A 23,654-nucleotide genomic window follows, 5' to 3' on the forward strand; every position below is an offset into this window, starting at 1 on the left:
GGCGCGATGCCATGAACAGGCGCCGGCGCGATTGCCGGCGCCTTTTTCATTGTGGCGAATGCTTTCTTGATGTCGGCTTCACGCCCCCGGCCTCGTCTAACAGGGGCAGGGCACCCATCGCCCCATCCATCAGACAGTGATGCGGCTGCGGCCGCCCAATCAGGTTGACGAGGTCCAGATGTCGCATCCGCTCACGACCGTTTCCCGTCCGTCCATGCTGCGCCGCAGTCACCCCATGGCGTGGGCCGTCGCAGTCGCGCTGGGTACGGTGGTCGCTCCCGCCAGCCAGGCCCAGCAGGCTTTCAGTCCTGGCTGGTTCGCTGATCGCGGTGCGGCCCAGGGCGCGGCAGCGCAGAGCGGACGGATGCCCAACGGGGTACCGATCCAGTTCCAGCTGCCGGCGCAGCAGCAGGACGCCGCACGCCAGAAGCTGCAGCAATCCATCGACAACCTCGGCACCGCCGCACAGGCCATTGCATTGCAGCAGCGGCTGCAGGAGCAGGCCCGGCAGGCGCGTCGGGAGGCTGGCTTCATCGTGGCCGACGGGCTGGGCAAGGACGGCCTGAAGGTCGATGAAAACCCGCTCACCCGTGGCTGGTTGAATGCGCGCGAGGCGATCCATTCACAGGGCAGCGATGGCCGGGTCCAGGTGAGCGTGGAGCAGACGGCGGACAAGGCAATCCTGAACTGGGAAACCTTCAACATCGGCGGCAACACCACGCTGACCTTCCAGCAGAATGCGGACTGGGCGGTGTTGAACCGGGTCAACGACCCCACTGCCCGGCCCAGCCAGATCCTCGGCCAGCTGAAGGCCAATGGCACGGTGTTCGTGGCCAACCGCAATGGCGTGGTGTTCGGCAACAACAGCCAGGTCAACGTCCGCAACCTGGTTGCCGCTGCCGCACGGATCAGTGATGGGCAGTTCCGCGACAACGGCCTGTTCAGTGCCGACGGCACCACTGCCGCGCTGACCGAGGCCTTCGGCAAGGTGATGGTGGAGCAGGGCGCGCGCATCGCCACCCACGATCCTTCAAGCGCCACCCGTGGCGGCGGCTACGTGCTGCTGGCCGGCAGCAGCGTGGAGAACGCCGGCCAGATCGAGACGCGCAAGGGCCAGGCGCAGCTGGCGGCGGGTGACAGTTTCGTGATCCGTCGCGGCGTCGGCACCGCGCAGAACACCGCGTCGACCACGGCCGGCAACGAGATCGCGCCGCGCTTCGTGCAGGGCAGCAGTGCCGGCGACGTGCGCAACAGTGGCCTGATCCAGGCGCGCGAGGGCGACATCACCCTGGCCGGGCGCAGGGTCGAGCAGGCCGGCGTTGCCGTCGCCACGACCACGCTGGGCCAGCGCGGCACCATCCATCTGCTCAACGCGATCAGCGACCGCCAGGGCCAGGTGACCCTGCAATCCGGTGCAACCACCGCAGTGCTGATCGAAGACGACGGCAAGAGCGCGGTGCTGGACAGCCAGCGCGATGCGTTGATCAAGGCCTCGGCGGAGCAGGATGTGCTGCGTGCGGCAAGCAGCGCTGGCACGTTCGACAACCTCTCGCGGCTGCAGGACCGTCGTGACCAGTCGCGCGTGGAGATCGTCTCCGGTGGCGACATCAATTTCAAGGATGGCTCGTTGACCGTTGCGACCGGCGGCCAGGTGGTCGGCGATGCGGCACGCCGCAGCTACGTGGGCAACGCGGCGCAGGTCGATGTCTCCGGCGCAGTCGGTGTGCGCGTGGCGATGGAGAGCAACAACGTGCAGGTGAAGGTGCAGGGCAACGAACTGCGCGATTCGCCGGACAACCGCGACAATGGCACGTTGATCAGCAGCGAAGTCTGGATCGATCGTCGTGAACTGCAGCGCGTCGCAGCCGGTACCGGCGGTTATGCCGCCGAGCGCTGGTATGCCGGTGGCGGGCTGCTGGAAGTGGGCGGCTATCTGGACAACCAGCGCCACTCGATCGGCGAATGGGCGGCCCAGGGCGGCACCGTGCAGTTGAACGGCAGCGAGGTGGTGACCCATGGCGGGTCGAAGATCAACCTGGCCGGTGGCAGCCTGGATGTGCAGTCCGGCGTGATCAAGCAGAGCTGGTTGCGCGGCACCGATGGGCGGTTGTACCGCTTGGACGATGCGCCGGCGGAGATGCAGTACGCCGGCCTGTACAAGGGGTTCGAGGTTGATCACCAGCGCTGGGGCGTCAATGAGGCGTTCCGCAATCCGTTGGTGGCGCCGGGCGAGCGGGTCGACAACGGCTATACCGTGGGGCGCGATGCCGGCCGGTTGGTGATCTCCGCGCCGACCGCGGTGCTGCAGGGTGACATCAACACCCAGGTGTTCCAGGGCGCTCAGCAGGCCAAAGCACCGGACCAGGGCAAGGACGGCTACGCGCAGGCACAGACCGCGGTGGCCCGCAACGCCCAGCTGTGGCTGGGGCGCTATGACAACGCAGGGCGCAATGCGGTCTTCGACACCCAGGTGCGGATCGCTGATGGCGCGGTGCCCGTGGCTGACTGGACGCTGCAGGCGCCGATCCCGGTACCGCAGCGCAACACCCTGTGGCTGGATGCGGGCCGCCTGAGCGAGCAGCAATGGGGACGCCTGGACCTGGCCACTGCCGGCAGCATCGGCATCGAGGGGAAACTGCGCCTGCAGGATGGCGGGCAGCTGGTATTGACCGCCAGTGACATCCGCCTCGGCGGTGATATCGGTATTGCAGGCGGTCAGCTGCAGGCCGGCAATCTGCTGGCGGTAACCGGCAGCCCGGTGGTTCCGCTGCTGCAGGCCGGGCGTGGACGGGTGGAGATCGCCGATGGCGCGCGCATCGACCTTGCCGGCCGCTGGAGCAATCTGCTGCTGGACCCCGGCGCGGCGCAGGGCCAGGCGTGGAGCGATGGCGGTCGCCTGCAGCTGGAGAACAGCCAGGATGTGGTGGTCGGGCGTGGCAGCGAGCTTAGCGTAGACGCCGGCGGCCGTGTCGACAGCGCCGGCAAGGCGCGCATCGGCAAGGGCGGCAGCGTCGGCCTGCAGGCCAACACGCTGGACACCGGCAGAGGGGTTGTCGGCCTGCTGTCGTTGGCCGACGATGCGCGCATCAGCGCGCTGGGCCAGGGCAGTGGCAGCCTGTCGCTGACCGATGGCGGGCATGTCCGCATCGGTGGCGAAGGCCAGGCCGCCGGCGTGCTGACGCTGCGCAGCGCACTGTTCGGCACTGGCTTCAGCCAGTACGACATCAACGCGCACCAGGGTCTTGAAGTGGCCGATGGTGCGCAGGTGGAAGTGGTCATGCCGGGCCTGCGCCTGGCCAGCGATGCGCTTAAGGCGGTCACCCGCGAGGACGCCGTGCAGGCGTGGCTGGCCCCGCTTTACAGCGCCGATCCGTTGAGCGGCCGCATCAGCCAGCGGGCCGGTGCGGGCCTGTTGCTGCGCTCGCAGTTCGGTAACCGCGGCGGTGATCTGCGCATCGGCAAGGGTGCCAGCGTGCAGGTTGATCCGGCACAGTCCATTGAACTGCGGGGCGCGGGCAACATCGCCGTGGAAGGGCGCCTGCACGCGGCCGGTGGCCGGATCCGGCTGGATGACGTGCGCACGGCCATTGATCTGTTTGACGGGCAACCCAACAGCCGCACCTACCGCATCGCGGACGGGGCGGAACTGGATGTCAGTGGCGATGCCTTCAGCGTGAAGGATTCAGCCCAGCGGCTGCGCGGGGGGGTGCGCAAGGGCGGCAGCATCGAGATTGGCGGTGCCCTGGATTGGGAAGGCGCCGGCGACGTCACTGATCGCCCGGTGGATGCGTTCATCGTGGTCGAGCGGGGTGCGCGGCTGCGTGCCGATGGCAGTTCAACGGCGTTGCATATCGACGGCCAGGGCACCCAGCAGGTGGACAGCGATGGCGGCGAGATCGTGCTGCGCTCGGCCAATGCACTCTACCTGCAGGGCGATCTGCACGCCGCGGCCGGAGGTGCCGGTGCGCGCGGCGGTACCCTGGGCATCGCCTTCGGCGGGGGTGTCTACGCACCCAGCGCAAGTGAGGGCGTGCGTGCCCCCCGATTCCTCGCCCTCAGCCAGAAGCGGGAGGAAGCGTCGACGCCGGCGGCACCCACATATGGCCACGCGACGCTGTCGGTGGAACAGATCCGCGACGGCGGGTTCGACAACCTGTCGTTGTTCACCGCGGTCCGCAGCCAAGGCGACATCGATCTGCGGATGGGGCAGAGCCTGCGCCTGGCAGGTTCCGTCGGCGTGTTGCCGGGCGCTGCGGCGGCCCGATCCATCACGCTGCAGGCGCCCTATCTGAAGCTGTCCGGCCCGAGCTGGGCCGTGATTCCCGGCGAGACCACCGTGGTCAGCGCGGACGTGCCGCTGGCATCCGGGCAGCAGCACCGGCTGCAGGCCGATGCGCAACTGATCGATGTGCGCGACACGGTGCGGCTGGATGGTTTTGACGATGTCGCCCTGCGCAGCAGCGGTGACGTGCGGCTGCTGAAGGGCAATCCGCGCGCAGGTGCGCTCGATACCGAGCTGCTTGCAGCGCGACGCCTGGAGATTACCGCCGCTCAGGTGTATCCGGTGGCCGGCGCGTCCGGTCGGCTTGGCGCCGGGCTGGATCCTGTCGCCGTTTCAGCCGATCCGCGATGGAAGGATGCGGCCGGCCTGCTGCGCATCAATGGGCTGGGGGGCGTCGCACCGGCAACGCCATTGTCGGCACTGGGCAGCCTTATGCTCACCGCGGCGACCGTCGAGCAGGCGGGCGTGGTGCGCGCACCCATGGGCAGCATCGTGCTGGGCGGGACCGACAGCAACAGTGTGCTGGCCTCACGTGTCTCATTGCTGCCGGGGAGCCTGACCTCGACCAGCGGCGCAGGGCTCAGCCTGCCCTATGGTGGCACGCTGGATGGCATCCAATGGCGCCTGGATGGTGCAGTCGTTGAGCCGAGGAATGTGGGCGGTGGCGCGCTGCCGATCGGCGTCCGTCTGGTCAGCAGCGAGACCGACGTGGCACCGGGCGCGGTGCTGGACATGTCGGGTGGCGGTGAGCTGACCGGCGCGGCCTTTGTCAGTGGCCGTGGCGGTTCGGTGGACATCCTGCGCCATGCATTGGCTGATGCGAATCCACGCTATGGCTTCAGCCAGCCGGGCAATGAGGTCTACGCCATCGTGCCGGGCTATGCAGGCAGCGCCGCCCCGCTGGGCCTGTCCGATGGCTCGGCCGATCCGGCCGTGGGCCAGCAGGTCGTGGTGCCGGCAGGCGTGCCGGGCCTGGCAGCGGGCACCTACACGTTGCTGCCGGCCAGCTTTGCGCTGCAACCAGGGGCGTACCGGGTCGAGCTCGGCGCCAGTGGCGCGACCGGCGCCACGACCGCGTTGGCCACCGGGACCGGCTCATGGCGGGTGGCCGGCCATCGGGCCGACGCACTGGGCGGTGCGGTATCACCGTTGCTGACGGACCTGCTGCTGACCCCGGCGGCGACCGTGCGACGGCACTCCGGATACAACGAGACCAGTTACAACGCCTTCGTGACTGCCAGCGCGCAGCGACTGGGCCTGCCACGTGGGTGGCAGACGGTCGATGCGGGCACGCTGCGGCTTGAGCTGGGCGCAGGTGCCGGCCGCCAGGGGGCCTCTGCATTGCGCTTCCAGGGTGAGGCACGCTTCCAGCCCACCGCTGGCAGTGGCGGGATCGGCGGCAGCGTGGAGGTTGCACGGGTCAGCTCGGTGGGCTCGCTGGAGATCATCGCGGCGGGTGGCAACACTGGCACAGACCCGCAGGGGGCGACCATCGAAGCCGATGCGCTCAATGCGCTGCAGCCTTCGCGGTTGGTCATCAATGCACGCCTGCGCTCGGTCGCACCATCCGTCATCGATGTCATGGGCATTGGCCAGGACGTGGTGGTGCGCAGTGGCGCCGTGCTGCGCGCGCCGGAAGTCCTGATTGGTGCGGTTGAAGGTGGGCGCGGCATCGTGGTCGAGGCCGGGGCAGGAATCGACACGATTGGGCTGGGCGCCGCCGGGCTGCCGTCAAGCCTGGGCTATGTCTACCAGGTGGGTGGTGGGCTGCTGGCCGTTTCCAATGACCACCCCGAAGTGCTGGCTGCGGCCACAGGAACGGCCGGAACACGCGTCGACATCGACATTGGCGCCTGTGATCCGGGCGCTACCTGCGCCGGCCAGGCCCGCCTGGTATCGGAGGGCAGCATCAATGTTGCATCCAGTGGGCAGCTGCAGCTGCGCGAGGGCGCCGTGTACGGCACGCGCGAGCTGGCGCTGGGCATGGGCAATATCAACCTGGGCACGGCCGAAGCCATCGCGCGGGCGGCGGGTGCCTCGGCGCTGCCACCGGGCCTGATGCTGAACCAGCAGGTCCTGCGCGATCTCCTGCGTGGTAATACGGCTGTCGGCGCGCCTGCACTGGAGACCCTGCGCCTGAACGCTGCCGAGGCGATCAACGTGTTCGGCAGCGTGGATCTGGACACGCGGGATGCCGCAACGGGCAAGCCGAGCCTGCGCAGCCTGGTGCTGGGCGCGCCGGCGATCCATGGCTACGGCGACAGCAACGACCGCGCACGCATCTTCGCTGCGGAACTGACCTGGTCGGGCCAGCAGGGCGCCACGTCGGTACTGGGGGATGCGAAGACGCAGCCGGTGGGGCCAGCAATCGCCAGCCGGTTGGGAAGCGGGCAGCTGGACATCATCACCGACACGCTGCGGTTGGCACCGTCGACGCGCTCGCGCCCCTCATCGGAAGCCAATGCCGGGCGCCAGGTGCTGGGCTTTGCCGGAGTGAACCTGCAGGCCGCGCGCCAGCTGGTGTTTGCCGGCAGCGGTGACCTGACGGTCTACCAGCGCCAAGGCGATTACGTGGCGGGCAAGGGCTGGGTGTTCAGTGGGGGCAACCTGGATATCGAGGCGCCGCTGATCACCGGCGAGGCCGGGGCCAAGCTGGCGGTGAAGACAGGTGGCACATTGTCTGCGCGCAGTACCACGACCGGTGGCAGCGCAGACGCCCTCGGCGCCGAGCTCGATCTTCGCGCCGGCGACATCGTGCTCGATACACGGTTCGCGCTCGCCTCTGGCAGGTTGTCGGCCAACGCCGACCATTCACTGCGCCTGGGCAGCCGGGCCGATCTGGATCTCTCCGGGCGCAAGGTCAGCCTGTTCGACGTCGACAATTACAGTTGGGGCGGCGACGCGGAACTCACCGCGGGCGACGGCAGCGTGCAGACCGACGCGGCCTCGCGCATCGATCTGTCTGCCCGCAACAATCGTGCCGGCCGCCTGACCGTGACCGCACTCGGTGCCAGTGATGGGCGTGTCGACCTTGCTGGCCGGATCCTTGGCCAGGCGTCGGGCCGTCAGGACGTGGGCGGCAGCGTGGTGCCCTACGACAGTGGCGAACTGCTGGTCCGTGCGCAGCAGTTGCACGATTTCAGCGGTCTGAACCAGCGCCTGACCGGCGATGGCGTGACCGGAGCACGCAGCTTCCAGCTCAAGCAGGGCGACCTGCTGATCGGCGACGAGGTGAAGGCGCGCAAGGTCGATATCAGTGTTGATGGTGGCGCGCTGCAGGTTCGCGGTCGGATCGACGCCAGTGGCGAGCAGGTGGGCAGCATCCGCCTGGCCGCGCGGGACGGCCTGCAGGTGGATGGCACTCTGGATGCACATGGCACCGCGCTGCGCGTGGACAGCTACGGCGGCATCATCGACAGCCCCAACCGCGCCATCGTCGAGCTGGAGAGCCGATCGGGCACGCTGGTACTCGGCCCTGCTGCCAGGGTCGACCTGCGCAGCGGCACCGGGGTCGCGGTGGGCACGGCGCCTGGCCAGAACGATGGCCGGGCGCGCGGTACGCTCGCGTTGAACGTGCCGCGCAGTGGTGGCTCGGATGCAGCGATCCGTAGTGACGCAGGGCTGCAGGTGATGGGCGCACGCGATGTGTTCGTCACCGCGGTACGTCGCTATGAGGATGCGCCGCTGGCGACCACGCCGGATGTGAACGGCCATCGCTCGCAGATGGTCACCCAGGCCTGGCTGGACACCGTGGTGGATCCGGCCAGCACGGCCTGGATGAACGCGGCGCTGGGCAACGCCGATCTGTCGGCGCGCCTGGCGGCGCTGGGCAGCGTGCGCCTGCGGCCGGGCGTGGACATCATTGGTGTTGCGTCGGCCGCCAATCCCGAGGGCGACCTGACCGTCAGTGGTGACCTTGACCTGTCCGGCTATCGCTATGGCCCGCAATCCGACCGCCAGGATCCAGCACGCCGCGGTTTCGGTGAATCCGGTGCGATGCGCCTGCGTGCCGCCGGCGACCTGAATGTCTACGGCAGCATCAACGATGGTTTTGCGCCGCCCCCGGCCAGTCCGGACGACGCGGGCTGGCAACTGGTCGAGGGCGCCGTGTTCGGCCTCGGTGTCACCCCGTTCGGTGCAGACCTGGTGGCTCCCGGCGATGGCGTCGTGCTGGACATCGGCACGCGGTTCCCGGCCAGCGCGGTGCTGAACTACGCCATCCAGGTGCAGGCCGTGAAACTTCCGGCGGGCACGACGCTGCCGGTCGACATGACCCTGACCGGGCCTTTGGTATTGCCCGCAGGCACGGTGCTGGCGGCGGCGGTCAAGCTCGCTGACGGCCAGGTGCATCCGGCGGGCAGCGTACTGGCGCAGCCATTGTCGGTGCCGGCCGGAGCGAAGCTCTCTGCAGGCTTCCAGCTTCGTGGCGAGGCCAACGTGGCCGGCCACACCTGGCCGGCCGGCGTACCGCTGCCGATCGAACTGCGCCTGGCGGCGCGCACGCCGTTGGCGCGCGGTGCACTCATCCCCTCGATGGCCACGGTCAAACTACCGGGTGGCACGCCGATCAAGCTGCGGCCGACCGGCAGTGATGGACGCCAGGGACGCAACTGGGCGTTGGCGCAGATGCTGCCTGAAGGCTCCACTTCCTGGGACGTGTCACTCGTTGCCGGCGCCGACATCGACGCTGCGGACCCGCGTACGCGCCGCTTCGGTGCAAGCGGTGACCTGACCTTGTCCGATACGCACTACGGTGCGATCCGCGATGCCAGCAAGCAGATGAAGTTCATCCGCGACCGGTTGTTGACCGCAGACGGCGCGCAACGGCTGGGGGTTGACGGCTCCTGGGTGGGCCGGACGATCAAGGACCTGGCCGTGCACCTGGGCCGGGAGGAAGATGCACTGTGCAGCGTGGCCGCGAGCTGCATCACCTCGCCGTATATCTTCACCGAGCTGGGCGCGGAGGAACTCGCGGGCGATCCGTCCCTTGCGGGAACCAGCGTCAGGGAATTCGGCGAGATGATCGGCATGACCGAGGAGGCCATCTGTGGGCAGCTCAGCGATGGCTTCTGCCTGATGCCGGGCGAGACGCGCGAGGTCACCACGATGGACCCGCCGCGGCACGGCACACCGATGTGGAGTGTGCTGCGTACGGGCACCGGCGATCTGCAGCTGCTGGCGGCGCGCGATGTGCAGATGCGTTCGGTGTTCGGCGTGTATACGGCGGGCACCCCTGCATCGCTGGGCAACGGCCACGACGAACGCTTCCAGTCCGAGCGCAGTCCCTTGAACGGGCGCAGCACGTTGTTGGGCCTGCAGCAGGCCACCGGTGACTATGATGCGGCCCTGGCTGCCTATCGCGCGTGGTATCCCGACCACGGTGGCAATCTGAGCGTGATTGCCGGCCGGGACGTAATCGGGGCCACCTGGGCGACCTTGTCGTCCGCAGGTACCGATCGTGACAAGGCCGACAGCGCCAGCAGTTCGGTCGGCGGCTGGTTGTGGCGGCAAGGCACGGGCAGTACGCCCGGTGTGGAACCGGTGCCGACCAGCTGGTGGGTCAACTTCGGTACCTATGCGATCACCGGAGTGACGGCCACGTCGACGCCACGCATGGTCGGGTTCACTGGAATCGGCACGCTGGGTGGCGGCAATGTGGATATCGAGGCGGGCCGCAACGCGGGCGTCACGGCGGCCAAGGGCGATGCCCAGGGCGTGCTCGGCGGTGGACGCTATTCCACGGCGATCAACGCGGCGGTGGCGTCGACCGGTCGTGTCGACGATGGCCGCCTGGTGCAGACCGGTGGCGGCGATCTGCGGTTGCGCAGTGCCGGTGCGTTGAATCCGCTGCTGGCGGCTACCTCCTACTCGCAGGCCGAAAACCAGCAGAATCTGGAGCTCAACGGTACGCTGGTGAACCTGCGTGGCCATCTCAGCGTCGAGGCTGCACGGATCGGTGGCAGTGCCGTGGGGCCGAACAACTATCAGGCCATCGCCAGCGGCCTGCGCATGATGGACCCTTATCGATCGACCACCAGTGCGGCCATGGGTGGGCCGGTTCTGGTGCTGGGAGATTCGGTTGCGGATCTGACGGCCCGGGGCGACGTGGTCCTTTCCTCTGCGGCCGATGCCGGCCGGGTGAGGTTGTTCAACGCGAACCGGGTGACCGCAGATGACGGCACGCGACTGCTGGGCGCTGGCGGATTCTCGCTCTGGACACCGTCGACGGCGATCAACCTGTTCTCCGCCGGTGGCGACGTGGTGCCGGTCGCGCAGCGGACCATTGAACGCATCGAGGACGGCCGTGCGGAAGTGACTGCCGGCGGGGCGGCCTACTGGATCTATCCTTCGCGCCTGCAGGCCGTGGCTGCCAGCGGTGACATCAAGCTGTCGCGCGCCGATCCTTCGACCGTGCTGCTGACTGCACCTGGTGCCAACGGCAGCCTGCAACTGCTTGCAGGCGGCTCGATCCTGGCCGCCAGCGATGCACCCGCGATCAGCAGTTCCGGGGCCGACACCCGCTTGCCATCGCCGTTTGATCCGGCCTTCAGTGCCTTCTCTGCCAGCGGTACACTGCGGCTGACCAATCTGTCCCCGGATGGCACTGTGGTGCCTTCCCTGGCGGGTAGTGCGGACCCCACCCCGTTGTTCGCCTTCGCTCCGAATCGACCGATGCTGGCGACGCCGCGCGCTGCTGGGGGGCAGCCAAACCGCTTCTATGCCGGTAGTGGCGACATCATCGGGCTGCGTACCGGCGGTGAGTGGACGCCGGCCTCCCCAGACACGCCGCGCACGGTCGGCACCTGGTACGACGTGGCCGCACCGGTCCAGCTGCGCGCGGGCACGGACATCCTCGGCAGCACGGTGATGGCGCTGAACAACAGTGGCACCGATCTGACCGTGGTAGAGGCTGGCCGTGACATCGTGCACGCCAACGTGACCGTATTCGGTCCAGGCAATGTCGACGTCAGTGCAGGCCGCCAGCTGCGCCAGGAGGATAGCGGCAGCATCGTCAGCCGTGGCGGTCTGATCCAGGGCGACACTCGTCCAGGCGCCAGCATTGCAGTGACCGCCGGCAACCAGAACATCGCGTTCGATGCCGTGCGCGCGCGCTACCTGGATCCGTCCAACCTCGCCGACCCGGCGCAATCACTGGCGTCGCAACCCGGCAAGGCGGCGAAGATCTACGACAAGGAGCTGAAGCAGTGGCTGCAGCAGCGCTTCGGCCTGGCGGTCGATGGCGCGGAGGCCCTGGCGGCGTTCGATCGCTTGCCGAAGGAGCAGCAGCGCATCTTCCTGCGCCAGGTCTACTACGCCGAGCTGCGCGAGGGCGGCCGCGAGTTCAACGATCGGGATGGGCCGCGCTTCGGCTCCTACCTGCGCGGTCGCGAAGCCATCGCCACGCTGATGCCGGACAAGGATGCAACGGGAGCGACGATCCCGCGCACCGGCGATATCGTGATGTACGGTGGCTCGGGCGTGCGCACCGAGGCGAGCGGCAACATCGAGCTGATGGCGCCGGGTGGGCAGATCGTGCTGGGCGTTGCGGGTGAGGTGCCGCCGGCCAGCTCCGGCCTGATCACGCAGGGCCAGGGCGACATCCGCCTGTTCAGCCAGGACAGCGTGCTGTTGGGCCTGTCGCGTGTCATGACGGCCTTCGGTGGCGACATCCTGGCCTGGACCGAGCAGGGCGACATCAACGCCGGCCGCGGCTCGCGTACCACGCTGCTTTACACGCCGCCGCGCCGGATCTACGACAACTGGGGCAATGTGCTGCTGTCGCCGCAGGCGCCGGCCACCGGTGCCGGCTTCGCCACGCTGGCGCCGATTCCCGAAGTGCCGCCGGGCGACGTCGACCTGATCGCGCCGCTGGGCACCATCGACGCGGGCGAAGCGGGTATCCGTGTCTCGGGCAACATCAACCTGGCCGCGCTGCAGGTACTCAACGCGGCCAACATCCAGGTGCAGGGCGAGAGCAAGGGCCTGCCGGTGCTGGCCACGGTGAACGTCAATGCGCTGGCTTCGGCCAGTGCGGCAGCGAACAGCGCCAGCCAGGCGGCACAGGATGTGATGCGCAAGAGCCAGGACGATGCACGACGCAACCAGCCGTCGGTGATCAGCGTGCAGATCCTCGGATTTGGCAGTGGCACCAGCGCCATCAATCCGCCGGCGCGTGGCAACACTGCCAACAGCGGTTATGACGCCAACAGTGCCTTCCAGTTCCCGCAGGCGAGCCGCGACGAGGGCACGCAGCGACGCTAGGCATCTTGCAACCGTGCCGACCAACGGTCGGCACCCACCGTGCATCCACGCCATGCGTGGATGCAGCTGGACCGCAGGAATGGACAGCATCGGGCCAGCCGCCACGGAAGGGTGGCGGCCCCAGCCAGGACGGCACGGAGGGCAGGGAGCGGCCATCAGCGGTGAGGACCACCGACACGGCGCCGCCGGGTGCAGGAGAGCGCCCGGCGGCAGGCTCGGCAGTAGATCCACGCCCTGCGTGGATGCGTAGCGGGGATGCGCCCTAAAGCTCCAGCACCCGTCGGTAGCTCAACGGCCCACGTGCATCGCGCAGGCCCAATCGCAGCTCCAGTCCAGTAGCCGGCAGCACCTCGCCGTCGCTGGGCAACATCGCCCACCCGGCGCCCGGCTGCCACGCTCGCACCTCGAACCGCTGCACATCGTGCGCCACCGCGATTCCCTTTGACGGATCCGGTGCGGGCAAAGGGTAGCGATCCGTTGCAGCGCCGCTGGCCCGCCACAGTGTGTTTCCCTGTCGCCACCAGCGAACACGTTGCCAGCGCAACCCGTCGCTGCCCAAACTGCGGGTGATCTCCAACGCGAAGCTTCCATCCGGATGTCGTTCGCTCACCAATGAAGGGGGTAGCAGGCGCTGCGGACGATCTGCCGGACGTACTGCGCCATTCATCAGCGCATCGTCGGCCCGCATCTCGATATCACGCTGGAACTGTTGCAGCACGCGCAGCGCCGTCGTGGTCTCGGCATCGGCCCGGCGCAGGCGCTGGTCCGTGCTGGCGACACTGTCCAAGGCACGCCAGCAGATCACCGCCAGCACGCCCATGATGGTGATCGCGATCATCACTTCGATCAGGGTGAAGCCACGCACTGTGCGTTTCATGGCGACGCCGTCCATGGTAGCTGCAGACGCGCCAGCGATTGCCTCGGTGCATCTTCAGCTACTACGCTCAGCTCCAGCTGCGGTTGCCCGTCGGCGCCGCTGCCCAGGTGCTGCTGCACCAGGAAACGGGTGCGTCCCTGCAGACACAGCAGGCGAGCATCGCTGGGTGGCAGCGCGGCCAAGCGCAGCTCCTGCCAGCGGTCCTGTGCGCACAGCAGGGCCAGCCGACGGTCACGCAGGCGCGACTGGTCATCGGTCGCCACCGCCACCGAGCGCATCACCGCCGCCAATGCGATGGCCACGATGGCCAACGCGATCAGCACCTCGATCATCGTGAATCCGTGTTGCGTCCGCTTCACTGCATGACCTGCAATTGTCCACTGCCATCATCACGAAGACGCAGTCGACGGCCATCCAACGACAACGCCAGCTCCCACGGCACGCCGATCCATTCGGGGCTCAACTCAATGGCGTTCGTCGGTTGCACTTCAATCCCGCGGGTCTGCCACTGCTGGGGGCGCAACAGGTCATCGCGCTGCAGCTCGACCCAACCTTCGCTGTCGCGACGGCTGAAGCGATAGCCTTCTGCGTTGGCCTGCCAGCGGATTGGCCGACCATCGATGCGTGCTTCATCGCGCGCAACCTGCAGGCGCTGCGCCAACCGCTCCGATTCCTGGCGCAGCTGCCGCGCAGGGTCGAGCAGGCTGCCCAGGCCCAGGCCGATGCCCGCCGTGCAGATGCCGATGATCACCAGCACCACCATCAGTTCCAGCAGGGTGAAACCGCGTGGCCTGCGTTGCATCGGGCATCGCCTCCTGTCCTTGCCGATACCTGCCAGCGTAGGGCGGCATGATGAAACAAAAGCGTCAGCCACAGCTGCTAGCGTAGGTGGACACGACCGTGGCGATGGTGCGGAACATGGATGGCAGGCGCTGGGATCGCAATCGCATGTTGACCCTGCTGGCGGGGACCCTGCTGCTGGCGGTGGTGGCCTATTGGAGCGTCACCCTGTCTGCGGTGGCGCCCATCGCGGCTGCCAGCGAAGCACATGCAGAGCCGCCGGTACGTCCGATGTTCGACGCGATGGCCAGCCTGCCGCTGGTACGGCTGCTGTCCCCTGGGGCAGTGCAGACGGAGGTGGTGGTGCTCGGCGTGATGGCCGGTGAACACGCGCCGCTGGCGTTGCTGTCGGTGGATGGCCGACCCGCGGAGGCGTACGCACCAGGCCAACGCCTCGGACCCTGCACGGTACTGGCCAGCATCAGTGCCAGCGCAGTGGAACTGAACCAGGCCGGTCAATCGCGCAGCTTGCCGGTGCCTGAGTTGCCGCCGGTGCCGACCGAGGGCATCGTACCGGCTGACTTGTAGAGCCGAGCCTACGCTCGGCTGCTCCTGCGCGGCATCGCCGATGAATGCAAAGACAGCCGAGCATGGGCTCGGCTCTACAAAGGCGCTGGCTCAGCGCGCCGGGCGCTGTGGCACCAGGGAACGACCAAAGGCATCGCCCATGCGCTGTCGCGTGCCTTCCAGGTTGTACTGCATCAGCTGGTTGCCGGGCTGTTGCATCAGGCGTTCGGCCTCCGGAAGCGCCGGTGATTTCGCCGCTTTCGATGCCGGCGCAAGTTTGCGCTGCAGGCAGTCCCACGCCGGAATGCGCTCGCCATTGACCTGTACTTCGATGCAGGGCGCGGCGTCTTCCTGCTTCTTCGTCTTGTCAGCGCGCACCGGGGGCAACACCAGCAACAGCGCAAGGGTGAGGGCAGCGCGCAGGCCCGCCATCAACGATTCACGCATCTCGAATCTCCCGCAGCAATCGACGTTCTGCAATGAAGACGTGTGGCGAAGGCAGGGTCCGCCTGCGTGCGTTGCGGCGCTGTCAAAAGATGACAGTGCTGTCACAAAACTGTTGGCGGTTTTGACGCGACGTACACGTCCTGTTGGTAGACCCACGCGCCGCTCCATGGCCATTCCCTTCGATACGACGCGATGCCTTCGATGACTCCTGTTCCGTGCCGAGCCGTCCGCCTTCCCCTGCGCTTGCATCCCCTGGTGCTGGCCCTGGCCGCGATGCCGCTGCCGTTGTTCGCGCAGGAGGCAGCGCCTGCGCCCAGCGTGAACATCAATGAATACATCGTACGCGGCAATACCGTGCTCGATCCGCGCCAGATCGAGCGCGCGGTCGAGCCCTTCCTCGGCCCGGGAAAGACCCTGGCCGATGTCGAGAAGGCACGCGATGCCGTCAGTGCGCTATACCAGCAGGCGGGCTACCAGTCGGTCTACGTGGAGCTGCCCGAGCAGCAGGTCAGTGGTGGCGTGGTGCTGCTGAAGGTACAGCAGACACCGATCGGCCAACTGCGGGTCGTGGGAACGAAGCACGAATCGCCCGAGCGCATCCGCGAACGCGTGCCGGCGCTGGCGGAAGGCAAGGTGCCGGACTTCGACCAAGCACAGAAGGAATTGACTGCGCTGAACGAAGGGGGCCGCCGCCAGGTGATGCCGCTGGTGCGCGAGGGCCAGGTGCCGGGCACGATGGATGTGGACCTGCAGGTCGAGGAGAAGTCGCCGTGGCGCGCCAGTGCGGCGCTCAACAACGACCACAGCGCCGATACCGAGAAGCTGCGGCTGAGTGCATCGCTGGCCCATGACAACCTGTGGCGGCGTGGGCACAGCGCGAGCATCGGCGTGTTCATCGCGCCGGAAGACATGGACCAGGCAAAGGTGTTCTCTGCCTCCTACACGGTGCCCTTCGAGGGCACGCCGTGGAGCCTGGAGGCCTCGGGCTACAAATCCGACAGCCGCGTACTCAATGCGGGTGGTCAAGGCGGTGCAGGCGCGGGTACCGGCACCAATGTGATCGGTAACGGTCATTCGATCGGCCTCAAGCTCAACTACCGCCTGCCCGGCAGCGGTGCCTGGTGGCGACAGCTTAGTCTCGGCGTGGACTTCAAGGACACCGAGGAAGACACGCAGATGGGCAAGGACAGCCTGAAAACGCCACTGAAGTACGCACCGATCACCCTGGCCTTCGTCGGCGTGCGCCAGGGCGAGCAGGATCAGCTGAGCATCAACACCCAGCTGGTGGCTGGCACCCGCCGCCTGTTCGGCTACGGCAGCGACGCCATTGCCTTCGACCAGAAGCGCTACTGGGCCGACCCGAGTTTCGTGGCCTTAAAGGCCGATGTGGCCAACACCCACACCTTCGGCAGCGACTGGCAGTGGTACGCACGCGGCTCGCTGCAGGTGACCGATGCGCCCCTGGTGTCGGCCGAGCAGTTCGCCGCCGGTGGCATGTACACCGTGCGTGGCTACCTGTCGGCCGAGGCGATCGGCGACTACGGCGGCCTGGCCAGCCTGGAATGGCGCACCCCGGCGTGGTCGCTGTGGAGCGGCACCGACCTGCGTGTCTACAGCTTTGCCGACGCGGCCTACCTGCGCCTGCGCCAGCCGCTGCCCGAGCAGCGTGACAAGTACAACCTGGCCTCGGTCGGCCTGGGCGCGCAGCTGCGCCTGGGCGAGCACCTGCAGCTTCGCCTGGACTACGCCTGGCCCTACGCCGATGGCCCGGTCACGCGCAAGGACGACCCGCGCCTGCATTTCAACATCAGCACCAGCTACTGACCCTTCCCTTGAGATGCGTTCTCCGGAGACCCTTTGCATGGACCGTCTGCTTTCCCGAATGTTGCTGCTGCTGGCTGCGCTGATCGCGCTGCCCGCCGCCGCGGCCGATGCCAACTGGTGGCAGGCCGAATGGAAGTACCGCAAGCCGATCACCGTCGACGCCGGCCCACAGGGTGCGGGGTTGGCCGGTAACCCCGGGCGGACACCGCTGCTGCTGCGCCTGCATACCGGCAACTTCGGTTTTGATGGCACCCAGGAGGGCGGCAATGACCTGCGCTTCGTTTCTGCTGACGGACGCACCGTGCTAGCCCATCAGATCGAACAGTTCGACCCGAACCTGGGCCTGGCCCTGGTCTGGGTGGACGTGCCGGCACTGACCGCCAGCGCGCCGCAGACAATCTGGATGTACTACGGCAACCCAAAGGCACCGGCCAGCGGCAATGGCCAACAGGTGTTCGATCCGGACTACACGCTGGTCTACCACTTTGCCGAAGCCAATGCGCCGGCGCGCGATACCACGGCCTACGGCAACACGGCCGGCGCGGTGGTGCCCGCAGCGGAAAGCACGGTGATCGGGCGTGGCGTGCAGCTCGGGACCGGCCCGCTGCCGCTGCCGGCCAGCGCTTCGCTGGCACAGGAAGCGGGCGCGCCGCTCACCGTTTCGGCCTGGATCAAGCCGGGCGCGCTGACCACCGCGCAGGCGATCTATGCCCGGCGTGATGGCAGTGCCGAGCTGGTGGTGGGTATCGACAACCGTGTGCCGTTCGTGCAGCTCAACGGCCAGCGCAGCACGCCGGCACAGCCAATTCCGGAAGGGCAGTGGGCGCATCTTGCGCTTACCGCCGAGAAAGGTTCGTTGCAGCTGTATCTGAACGGTCGCGTGGTGGCCCAGCTCAGTGGTGAACTGCCGGCACTGACCACCGCAGCGGTGGTGGGTGCCGACGCACCGGGTGCGACGCAGGCGCTGGCCAACTTCGATGGCGCGCTGGATGAACTGCGGGTCTCACGCGTCGCGCGCCCGGCGGCACTGCTGTTGGCCGATGCCACCGCGCAGGGCGCCGACTCGCGCCTGATCAGCTACGGTGCCGACGAGCAATCGGCGGGGCAGAGCCACTTCGCCTTCATCCTCAAGGCGATGCCATTCGACGCCTGGGTGGTGGTCGCCATCCTTGGCCTGATGATGCTGCTGTCGTGGGCGATCATGATCGCCAAGGGGCGCCACTTCGGTCGAACCAGCAAGGCCAATGCAGTGTTCACCGAGAGCTTCAGCAAGCTTTCCGGCGTGCCGCTGCGCACCTTGTCCGAGATGAACCAGCAGGGGAAGGTGCCGACGGCGATGCACGACGGTTCGCTGTGGCGCATCTACCAGGTCGCCATCGATGAAATGCAGCAGCGCCACCAGCGCGATGGCAACAGTGGCTACCTCAGTGGCGCCACCATTGCGGCGATCCGCGCCTCGATGGATGCGGTGATGGTGCGCGAGCAGGAATCGATGGCGCGGCGCATGAACTGGTTGTCGACCACCATCGAGGGCGCGCCGTACGTGGGCCTGTTCGGCACCGTGATCGGCATCATGCTGGTGTTCGTGGTGGCGGCGATGGCTGGCGCGGTGGACATCAACTCGGTGGCGCCGGGCATGGCCGCGGCGCTGCTGTGTACGGCGGCTGGCCTCGGCGTCGCGATCCCGGCGCTGTTCGGCTACAACTATCTGGGTGCACGCGCCGAAGCGATAGGCGCGGACATGGCGGTGTTCATCGACGAGTTCGCCGCGCGCCTGGCCGAAGAGCAGGACGGGCGCGGCCCGGCCGCGGTCCAGGGCTGAGGGGCGCGCCATGGGCCAGAAGGCGAAGTTCGGCATCAAGAAGCGCGAGAAGGGCATCAACGTGACGCCCTTCGTCGACGTGCTGCTGGTGGTGCTGGTGATCTTCATCCTGACCAGCAACGCCTCCATCCCCGGCATTGAGGTCAACCTGCCGAAGGCCAGCAACAGCGTCGCGCTGGAGAAGCCGAAGACCAAGGCGATCACCATCGACCCCAGCGGCCAGGTGTTCCTGGATGCCTACCCGGTGACGATGGCCGAGCTGGAAGACCGGCTGCGCACCGAGCGCGCGACCACGCCGGATTTCCCGGTGATCGTGCGCGGTGATGCGCAGGTGCAGTACGCCCGCGTGGTCGAGGTGCTGGACCTGCTGCGGCGACTGGAGCTGGCCCAGGTCGGCCTGGTCACCGGCAAGGCGCAGGGCTGAGGCATGACGGCCCATCAACCCCCTCGGCCGGAGCCCGGCATGCGCGGCCGCCAGCTGTTGGTGACCGTCGCGCTGGTGCTGGCTGCGCTGCTGGTGCTTGGCATTGCCGTGTGGTGGATGCTGTTCAAGGACACCGCCAGCACCCGCAGGCCGGTGGTGCAGCCGCCGATGCTGGCATTGCCACCACCACCTCCGCCGCCGCCACCGCCGCCGGAAAAGCCGCCGGAGCCGGAGACGCCGCCGGAAGAAACGATGCCCGAACCGGAGCCGCTGGATCAGCCGACGCCCGCTGAAGAGCCCACACCGACGCCGGACAATGCAGACCCGGTAACGATGAATGCCGACGCGCAGGCCGGTGGTGACAACTTCGGCATCCAGTCCGGCAGCGGCGGCGGTTCATCCGGCGTCGGCCGTGGCGGCGCCGGCAATGCGACATATGGGCGCTACCTCGGCTACCTGATGCAGCAGGCGATCTCGCGCGACGACAAGGTCAAGCGCCTGGCCTTCCAGCTGCAGGTGAACGTCTGGCTGGCCACGGATGGCCGCCTGGAAGAGGTCGAGCTGGTGCGCGGCAGTGGCAACGAGGAGGCCGACGCGGCCGTGCTCGATGCGCTGCGACGCATCGGAAAGGTTGACCAGGCACCGCCACCGTCGCTCGATTTCCCCGCCCGCGTGCTGATTCAGGGCCGCCGTCCCGGCGCCTGATTCCCGACTTCCGTGATTTCCCTTCTTTGGATGAGAACCGTGATGAACGACCACGACCGCGCACGAACCGATTCCCGCCGCCCGCGGCCGGCCCGACGGGCGCTGCTGTGCTGCGCCGTGCTGCTCAGTCTGGCTGCCCCGACCGGTGCGATGGCCGCTGAAACCACCATGGTCAAGCTGATCAAGGGCCTGATCGCCAGCGGCGCGCTGAAGCCGGAAGATGGACAGGCACTTCTGGTGCAGGCCGAGGCTGAAGCAGCGGCCGAATCGCGCATCGCGACCACTGCACCTTCGGCCGCCAGCGGCGGCGTGGCTCTGGAAGCCGGCGACGTGCGCGTGCCGTACGTGCCGCAGAGCGTGCGCGATGGCATTCGTGACGAAGTGCGCCAGGACGTGATGGCGCAGGCCAAGTCCGAAGGCTGGGCTGCACCGAACGAAGTGGCCGAATGGACCAAGCGCATCAAGGTCACCGGGGACATGCGCGTGCGCAGCGAGTCGCGCTTCTATTCCGAGCGCAACAGCGACATCGTGAGCAATTGGGCGTCGATCAATTCCGGCAACGGCTTCGACACCAATACCAACACCAATCTGCAGTTGCCGCCTCTGCTGAACACCCGCCAGGACCGTCGCAACCTGTGGCGCATCCGTGCCCGCCTTGGCATCGAGGCAACCATCGGCCAGCACACCACGGCCGGCGTACGCCTAGCCAGCGGCAGCAGCAATGGCCCGGTGTCGACCACCGAGCAGCTGGGCGGTGGCCTGAGCAAGAAGGACGTGTGGCTGGACCAGGCCTGGCTGGCCTACAGCCCGGCCGACTGGGTGACAGTGCGTGGTGGCCGCTTCGGCAATCCCTTCTGGACCAGCGACACGCTGTTCTCCAACGACCTCAACTTCGATGGCCTGGCCGCGAACCTGAAGTACGACTTCAACGGGGGGGACGTCGACCTGTTCGGCAACCTCGCGGTGGTGCCGCTGGAGTACACCTCCGACAGCTCGCCCAGCCAGAGCCGGGTCAAGGCCCCGAACGAGAACAAGTGGCTGTCCGGTGCGCAGATGGGTGTGAACTGGCGCTTCAATGACCAGAATTCGTTGCGCGCTGCATTAGGCTACTACGACTTCAAGAACATCAGCGGCCGCCTGTCCTCGCCGTGCGCGCTGTACGCAGGCGCGGTCGGCTGTGACACCGACTGGTCGCGCCCGGCCTTCATGCAGAAGGGCAACACCCTGATGCTGATCCGCGACATCGCGCGCAATCCGCTGGACCCGGCCAACACGCCGACCCCGCAGTATGTCGGCCTGGCCTCGGCCTTCCGCCTGGCTACCTTGAACCTGCGCTGGGACACGCAGCTGGCCCAGGGCATCGCTCTGCGCCTGGATGGCGACTACATCCGCAACCTGGCCTACGACAAGCAGGCCATGTTCAGCCGCGCCAACAACGGCATCGTCAACAACTACGGTGCCGGTGGCACCGCCAGCATCGATACCTTCCGCAGCGGCGACACGGCCTGGATGGTGCAGGCCACCTTCGGCGCCACTGACCTGAAGGAGAAGGGCCAGTGGCAGGCGCTGCTGGGCTACAAGCACATCGAGGCCGATGCGCTGCCGGACGCTTACAACGACCCGAACTTCCACCTCGGCGGCACCAACGCCCGTGGCTACTACGTGGGCGGCGCCTACGCGCTGGACGCGCGCAGCTGGATCAGTGGCAAGTGGATGGCGGCCAAGGAAGTATCCGGTGCGCCGCTGTCGATCGATGTGTTCCAGCTGGAGTTCAACACCGGGTTCTGAGCGGCGGGCGTGATGCGGATCACGTCGTGCGTGGCGGGGGTGCAGCGATGCGCACGTCTAAGGAAAGGAGACCACGCGTTGCACATAAGGAGAAGTGGATGAGCCGTCGCAAGCTGTTCGAGAGTCCCGAACCGTCCAGTCAGTCGCTGGGCATCGGGCCGGCCTACGTCTCGGTGGAGGGGCTGCGCCAGCACCTGGCGGAGTTCCTGCTGTATGCGGGACGGCCGGTGGTGATCATGCGTGGGCGCAGCGAAGTGGGGTATTTCCTGCCGGCGCGCTTCTGGCGCCAGCGTGACGATGATCCGCTGGCAGCGGCTGCCGCCGACCAGCTGCTGGACGCGGCCGGTTTCCAGGCCGAGGACATCCAGCAGGTGGAGCAGGAGTTCAACGCGATGCGCCAGCGCACCGTGTTGCATTCACGGCGCTGAGCGGAATGTAGAGCCGAGCCCACGCTCGGCTGCATGCTGCGGAGCGGAGCATGGGCTCGGCTCTACAGTAGATCCACGCCATGCGTGGACGGGGTTACGCGGCGGCCCCGCGTTCACTGGTGATGCGCGCACCCTCGCGCATCACCAGCGTAACCGGGGTCTTCTCCACGACTTCCAGCAACCGATGCCACTGTGCATCGCTCAGCTCGGCGCTGGCATGCAGCACGCGGTGCACATGGAAGCGTCCATCCTCGTCACGGTCCGAGCGCAGCTCGGCATGGAACTCGCCCAGCTCCCAGCCCTTGCGCTGCGCGTACATGCGCAGGGTGATGGCAGTACATGCCGCCAGCGAGGCCAGATACAGATCGAACGGCGCGAAACCCTTGCCCTGACCGCCCAGCGAGGCAGGCTCGTCCGCATCCACCTCGAATGTGCCGTTGCTGATGTGGTGCAGGTAGTTGTCGGCGCTCGAAACAATGCGTGCGTAGGCCATCGGGATCTCCTGTTGTCTGTAGGGCCGAGTCATGTTCGGCCAATCCCACCGTAGCGTCGAGCCATGCTCGACTGCTTCCGAAGGCGGCGCCAGCCAGAACCGGCGCCGTCACGACGATCGTACGAGAACGGGATGCCGCAGCCTTGCAGGCCAGTACGCGCGTTGATCGATTACCTGGTCGAGCGTTTCGATGCGTTGGACGAGCCGTAGCCTCCCATCCGCGCGTGGCGTGGATCCACTGTAGAGCCGAGCCGATGCTCGGCTGCCTTTGGCGCAGGCACAGCCGAGCATGGGCTTGGCTCTACAAGGCGTGGCTTGCCGCCTGCGGCTGCGCAGCCCACAATCCACGTCCGGACCGTCGCCATCACGCCCATCATTCCCCGGTCCGGCCTTGGCACCTATGTCTCCCAATGCCCTGGCGCTGGTCGAGCTGCTGATCCGCGAGCGCCGTGCGTTGTCCCGCTTCATCGCGCGCTACCTCGACCCAGCCAGTACCGAGGACACCCTGCAGAACCTGTACCTGAAGGCCAGCAGCGTACCCGGCGATCCCCCCATCCTCGAGCCGCGCGGGTATCTGTACCGGATGGCCTACCACCACGCGCTCAACCGCAGCCAGGCTGACGCCCGCGAGCGGCGCGCGATGGCCGAGTACGCCGTCGACATGGCCGATGCACGCCATGATGGCGAGGCCCAGGCGCTGGACCAGGCGCAGCTGCGCGAGATCACCCAGACCATCCTTGCCTTGCCAGCGCAGGTACGCGAGTGCTTCGTGCTCAACCGTTACCTGGGCCTGAGCGAGCGCGAGATCGCCGCGCGCCTCGGCATTTCCAAGAGCGTGGTGGGCAAATACGTACTGCGCGCGGCATTGCTGATCCAGCAGCACCAGCAGGGAACACGCCGATGAGGCGCGATTGCCGTGGGCAGATCGCGCCCGCCGTTGTCACAACAGGAAAGC

General features: G+C 67.6%; 14 protein-coding genes. 9 read left to right on the top strand and 5 right to left on the bottom strand.

The annotated features are described in order from the left end of the window. Positions 1-178 precede the first annotated feature (178 nt). Positions 179-12,544 carry a filamentous haemagglutinin family protein gene (locus AASM09_RS10095; protein WP_343369000.1) on the top strand — a complete coding sequence of 4,122 codons (12,366 nt, stop codon included), beginning with the start codon at positions 179-181 and terminating at the stop codon, positions 12,542-12,544. Between the two features lie 262 nt (positions 12,545-12,806). Here the strand turns inward: AASM09_RS10095 and AASM09_RS10100 are convergent, their stop codons facing one another. Genes AASM09_RS10100 through gspH form a run of 3 tightly spaced genes read right to left on the bottom strand, consistent with a single transcriptional unit; the run spans position 12,807 to position 14,223 of the window. Further along, positions 12,807-13,421 (bottom strand): PulJ/GspJ family protein, encoded by a 615-nt coding sequence (locus AASM09_RS10100; protein WP_049431585.1) that lies wholly within the window; start codon positions 13,419-13,421, stop codon positions 12,807-12,809. Continuing rightward, entirely contained in the window at positions 13,418-13,753 is a 336-nt protein-coding gene (gene gspI, locus AASM09_RS10105) for a type II secretion system minor pseudopilin GspI (RefSeq protein WP_219632006.1), read from the bottom strand. The genes AASM09_RS10100 and gspI overlap by 4 nt, the downstream gene beginning before the upstream one ends. 23 nt (positions 13,754-13,776) lie before the next feature. Then, entirely contained in the window at positions 13,777-14,223 is a 447-nt protein-coding gene (gene gspH, locus AASM09_RS10110) for a type II secretion system minor pseudopilin GspH (protein WP_049431571.1), read from the bottom strand. A 104-nt stretch (positions 14,224-14,327) separates the two neighbouring features. On the opposite strand from gspH, the gene AASM09_RS10115 reads away from it, so the two are divergent. Then, positions 14,328-14,789, top strand: a complete 462-nt coding sequence (locus AASM09_RS10115; protein WP_180848964.1) for a general secretion pathway protein — start codon at positions 14,328-14,330, stop codon at positions 14,787-14,789. 90 nt (positions 14,790-14,879) lie between these two features. Here AASM09_RS10115 and AASM09_RS10120 read toward each other — a convergent pair whose 3' ends face one another. Then, positions 14,880-15,215 carry a hypothetical protein gene (locus AASM09_RS10120; RefSeq protein ID WP_343369001.1) on the bottom strand — a complete coding sequence of 112 codons (336 nt, stop codon included), beginning with the start codon at positions 15,213-15,215 and terminating at the stop codon, positions 14,880-14,882. A 201-nt stretch (positions 15,216-15,416) separates the two neighbouring features. Here AASM09_RS10120 and AASM09_RS10125 point away from each other — a divergent pair, with 201 nt between their 5' ends. The 6 genes from AASM09_RS10125 (at position 15,417) to AASM09_RS10150 (ending at position 22,206) form a co-directional block, all read left to right on the top strand. Then, the gene (locus AASM09_RS10125; protein WP_049431590.1) at positions 15,417-17,039 is read left to right on the top strand and encodes a ShlB/FhaC/HecB family hemolysin secretion/activation protein; all 1,623 of its coding nucleotides are present in this window, start codon (positions 15,417-15,419) and stop codon (positions 17,037-17,039) included. Positions 17,040-17,076: 37 nt separating this feature from the next. After that, positions 17,077-18,861: a DUF2341 domain-containing protein gene (locus tag AASM09_RS10130; protein WP_049431576.1), complete on the top strand. Its 1,785-nt coding sequence runs from the start codon at positions 17,077-17,079 to the stop codon at positions 18,859-18,861. A 10-nt stretch (positions 18,862-18,871) separates the two neighbouring features. Further along, positions 18,872-19,285, top strand: a complete 414-nt coding sequence (locus AASM09_RS10135; RefSeq protein WP_005409874.1) for an ExbD/TolR family protein — start codon at positions 18,872-18,874, stop codon at positions 19,283-19,285. A gap of 39 nt (positions 19,286-19,324) precedes the next feature. Beyond that, positions 19,325-19,990 carry a cell envelope integrity protein TolA gene (locus tag AASM09_RS10140; protein ID WP_100443836.1) on the top strand — a complete coding sequence of 222 codons (666 nt, stop codon included), beginning with the start codon at positions 19,325-19,327 and terminating at the stop codon, positions 19,988-19,990. A 42-nt stretch (positions 19,991-20,032) separates the two neighbouring features. Next, the gene (locus AASM09_RS10145; RefSeq protein WP_049430240.1) at positions 20,033-21,778 is read left to right on the top strand and encodes a putative porin; all 1,746 of its coding nucleotides are present in this window, start codon (positions 20,033-20,035) and stop codon (positions 21,776-21,778) included. A gap of 98 nt (positions 21,779-21,876) precedes the next feature. Beyond that, positions 21,877-22,206: a hypothetical protein gene (locus AASM09_RS10150; protein WP_049430241.1), complete on the top strand. Its 330-nt coding sequence runs from the start codon at positions 21,877-21,879 to the stop codon at positions 22,204-22,206. 94 nt (positions 22,207-22,300) lie between these two features. Here the strand turns inward: AASM09_RS10150 and AASM09_RS10155 are convergent, their stop codons facing one another. After that, positions 22,301-22,699: an OsmC family protein gene (locus tag AASM09_RS10155; protein ID WP_049430243.1), complete on the bottom strand. Its 399-nt coding sequence runs from the start codon at positions 22,697-22,699 to the stop codon at positions 22,301-22,303. A 400-nt stretch (positions 22,700-23,099) separates the two neighbouring features. Between AASM09_RS10155 and AASM09_RS10160 the strand changes: the two genes are divergently transcribed. Beyond that, a complete protein-coding gene (locus AASM09_RS10160; protein WP_049430245.1) occupies positions 23,100-23,603 on the top strand; it encodes an RNA polymerase sigma factor in 504 nt (167 codons plus the stop codon). Positions 23,604-23,654 lie beyond the last annotated feature (51 nt).

Origin of the sequence: Stenotrophomonas maltophilia (assembly GCF_039555535.1) — a bacterium.
GTDB lineage: Bacteria > Pseudomonadota > Gammaproteobacteria > Xanthomonadales > Xanthomonadaceae > Stenotrophomonas > Stenotrophomonas maltophilia_Q.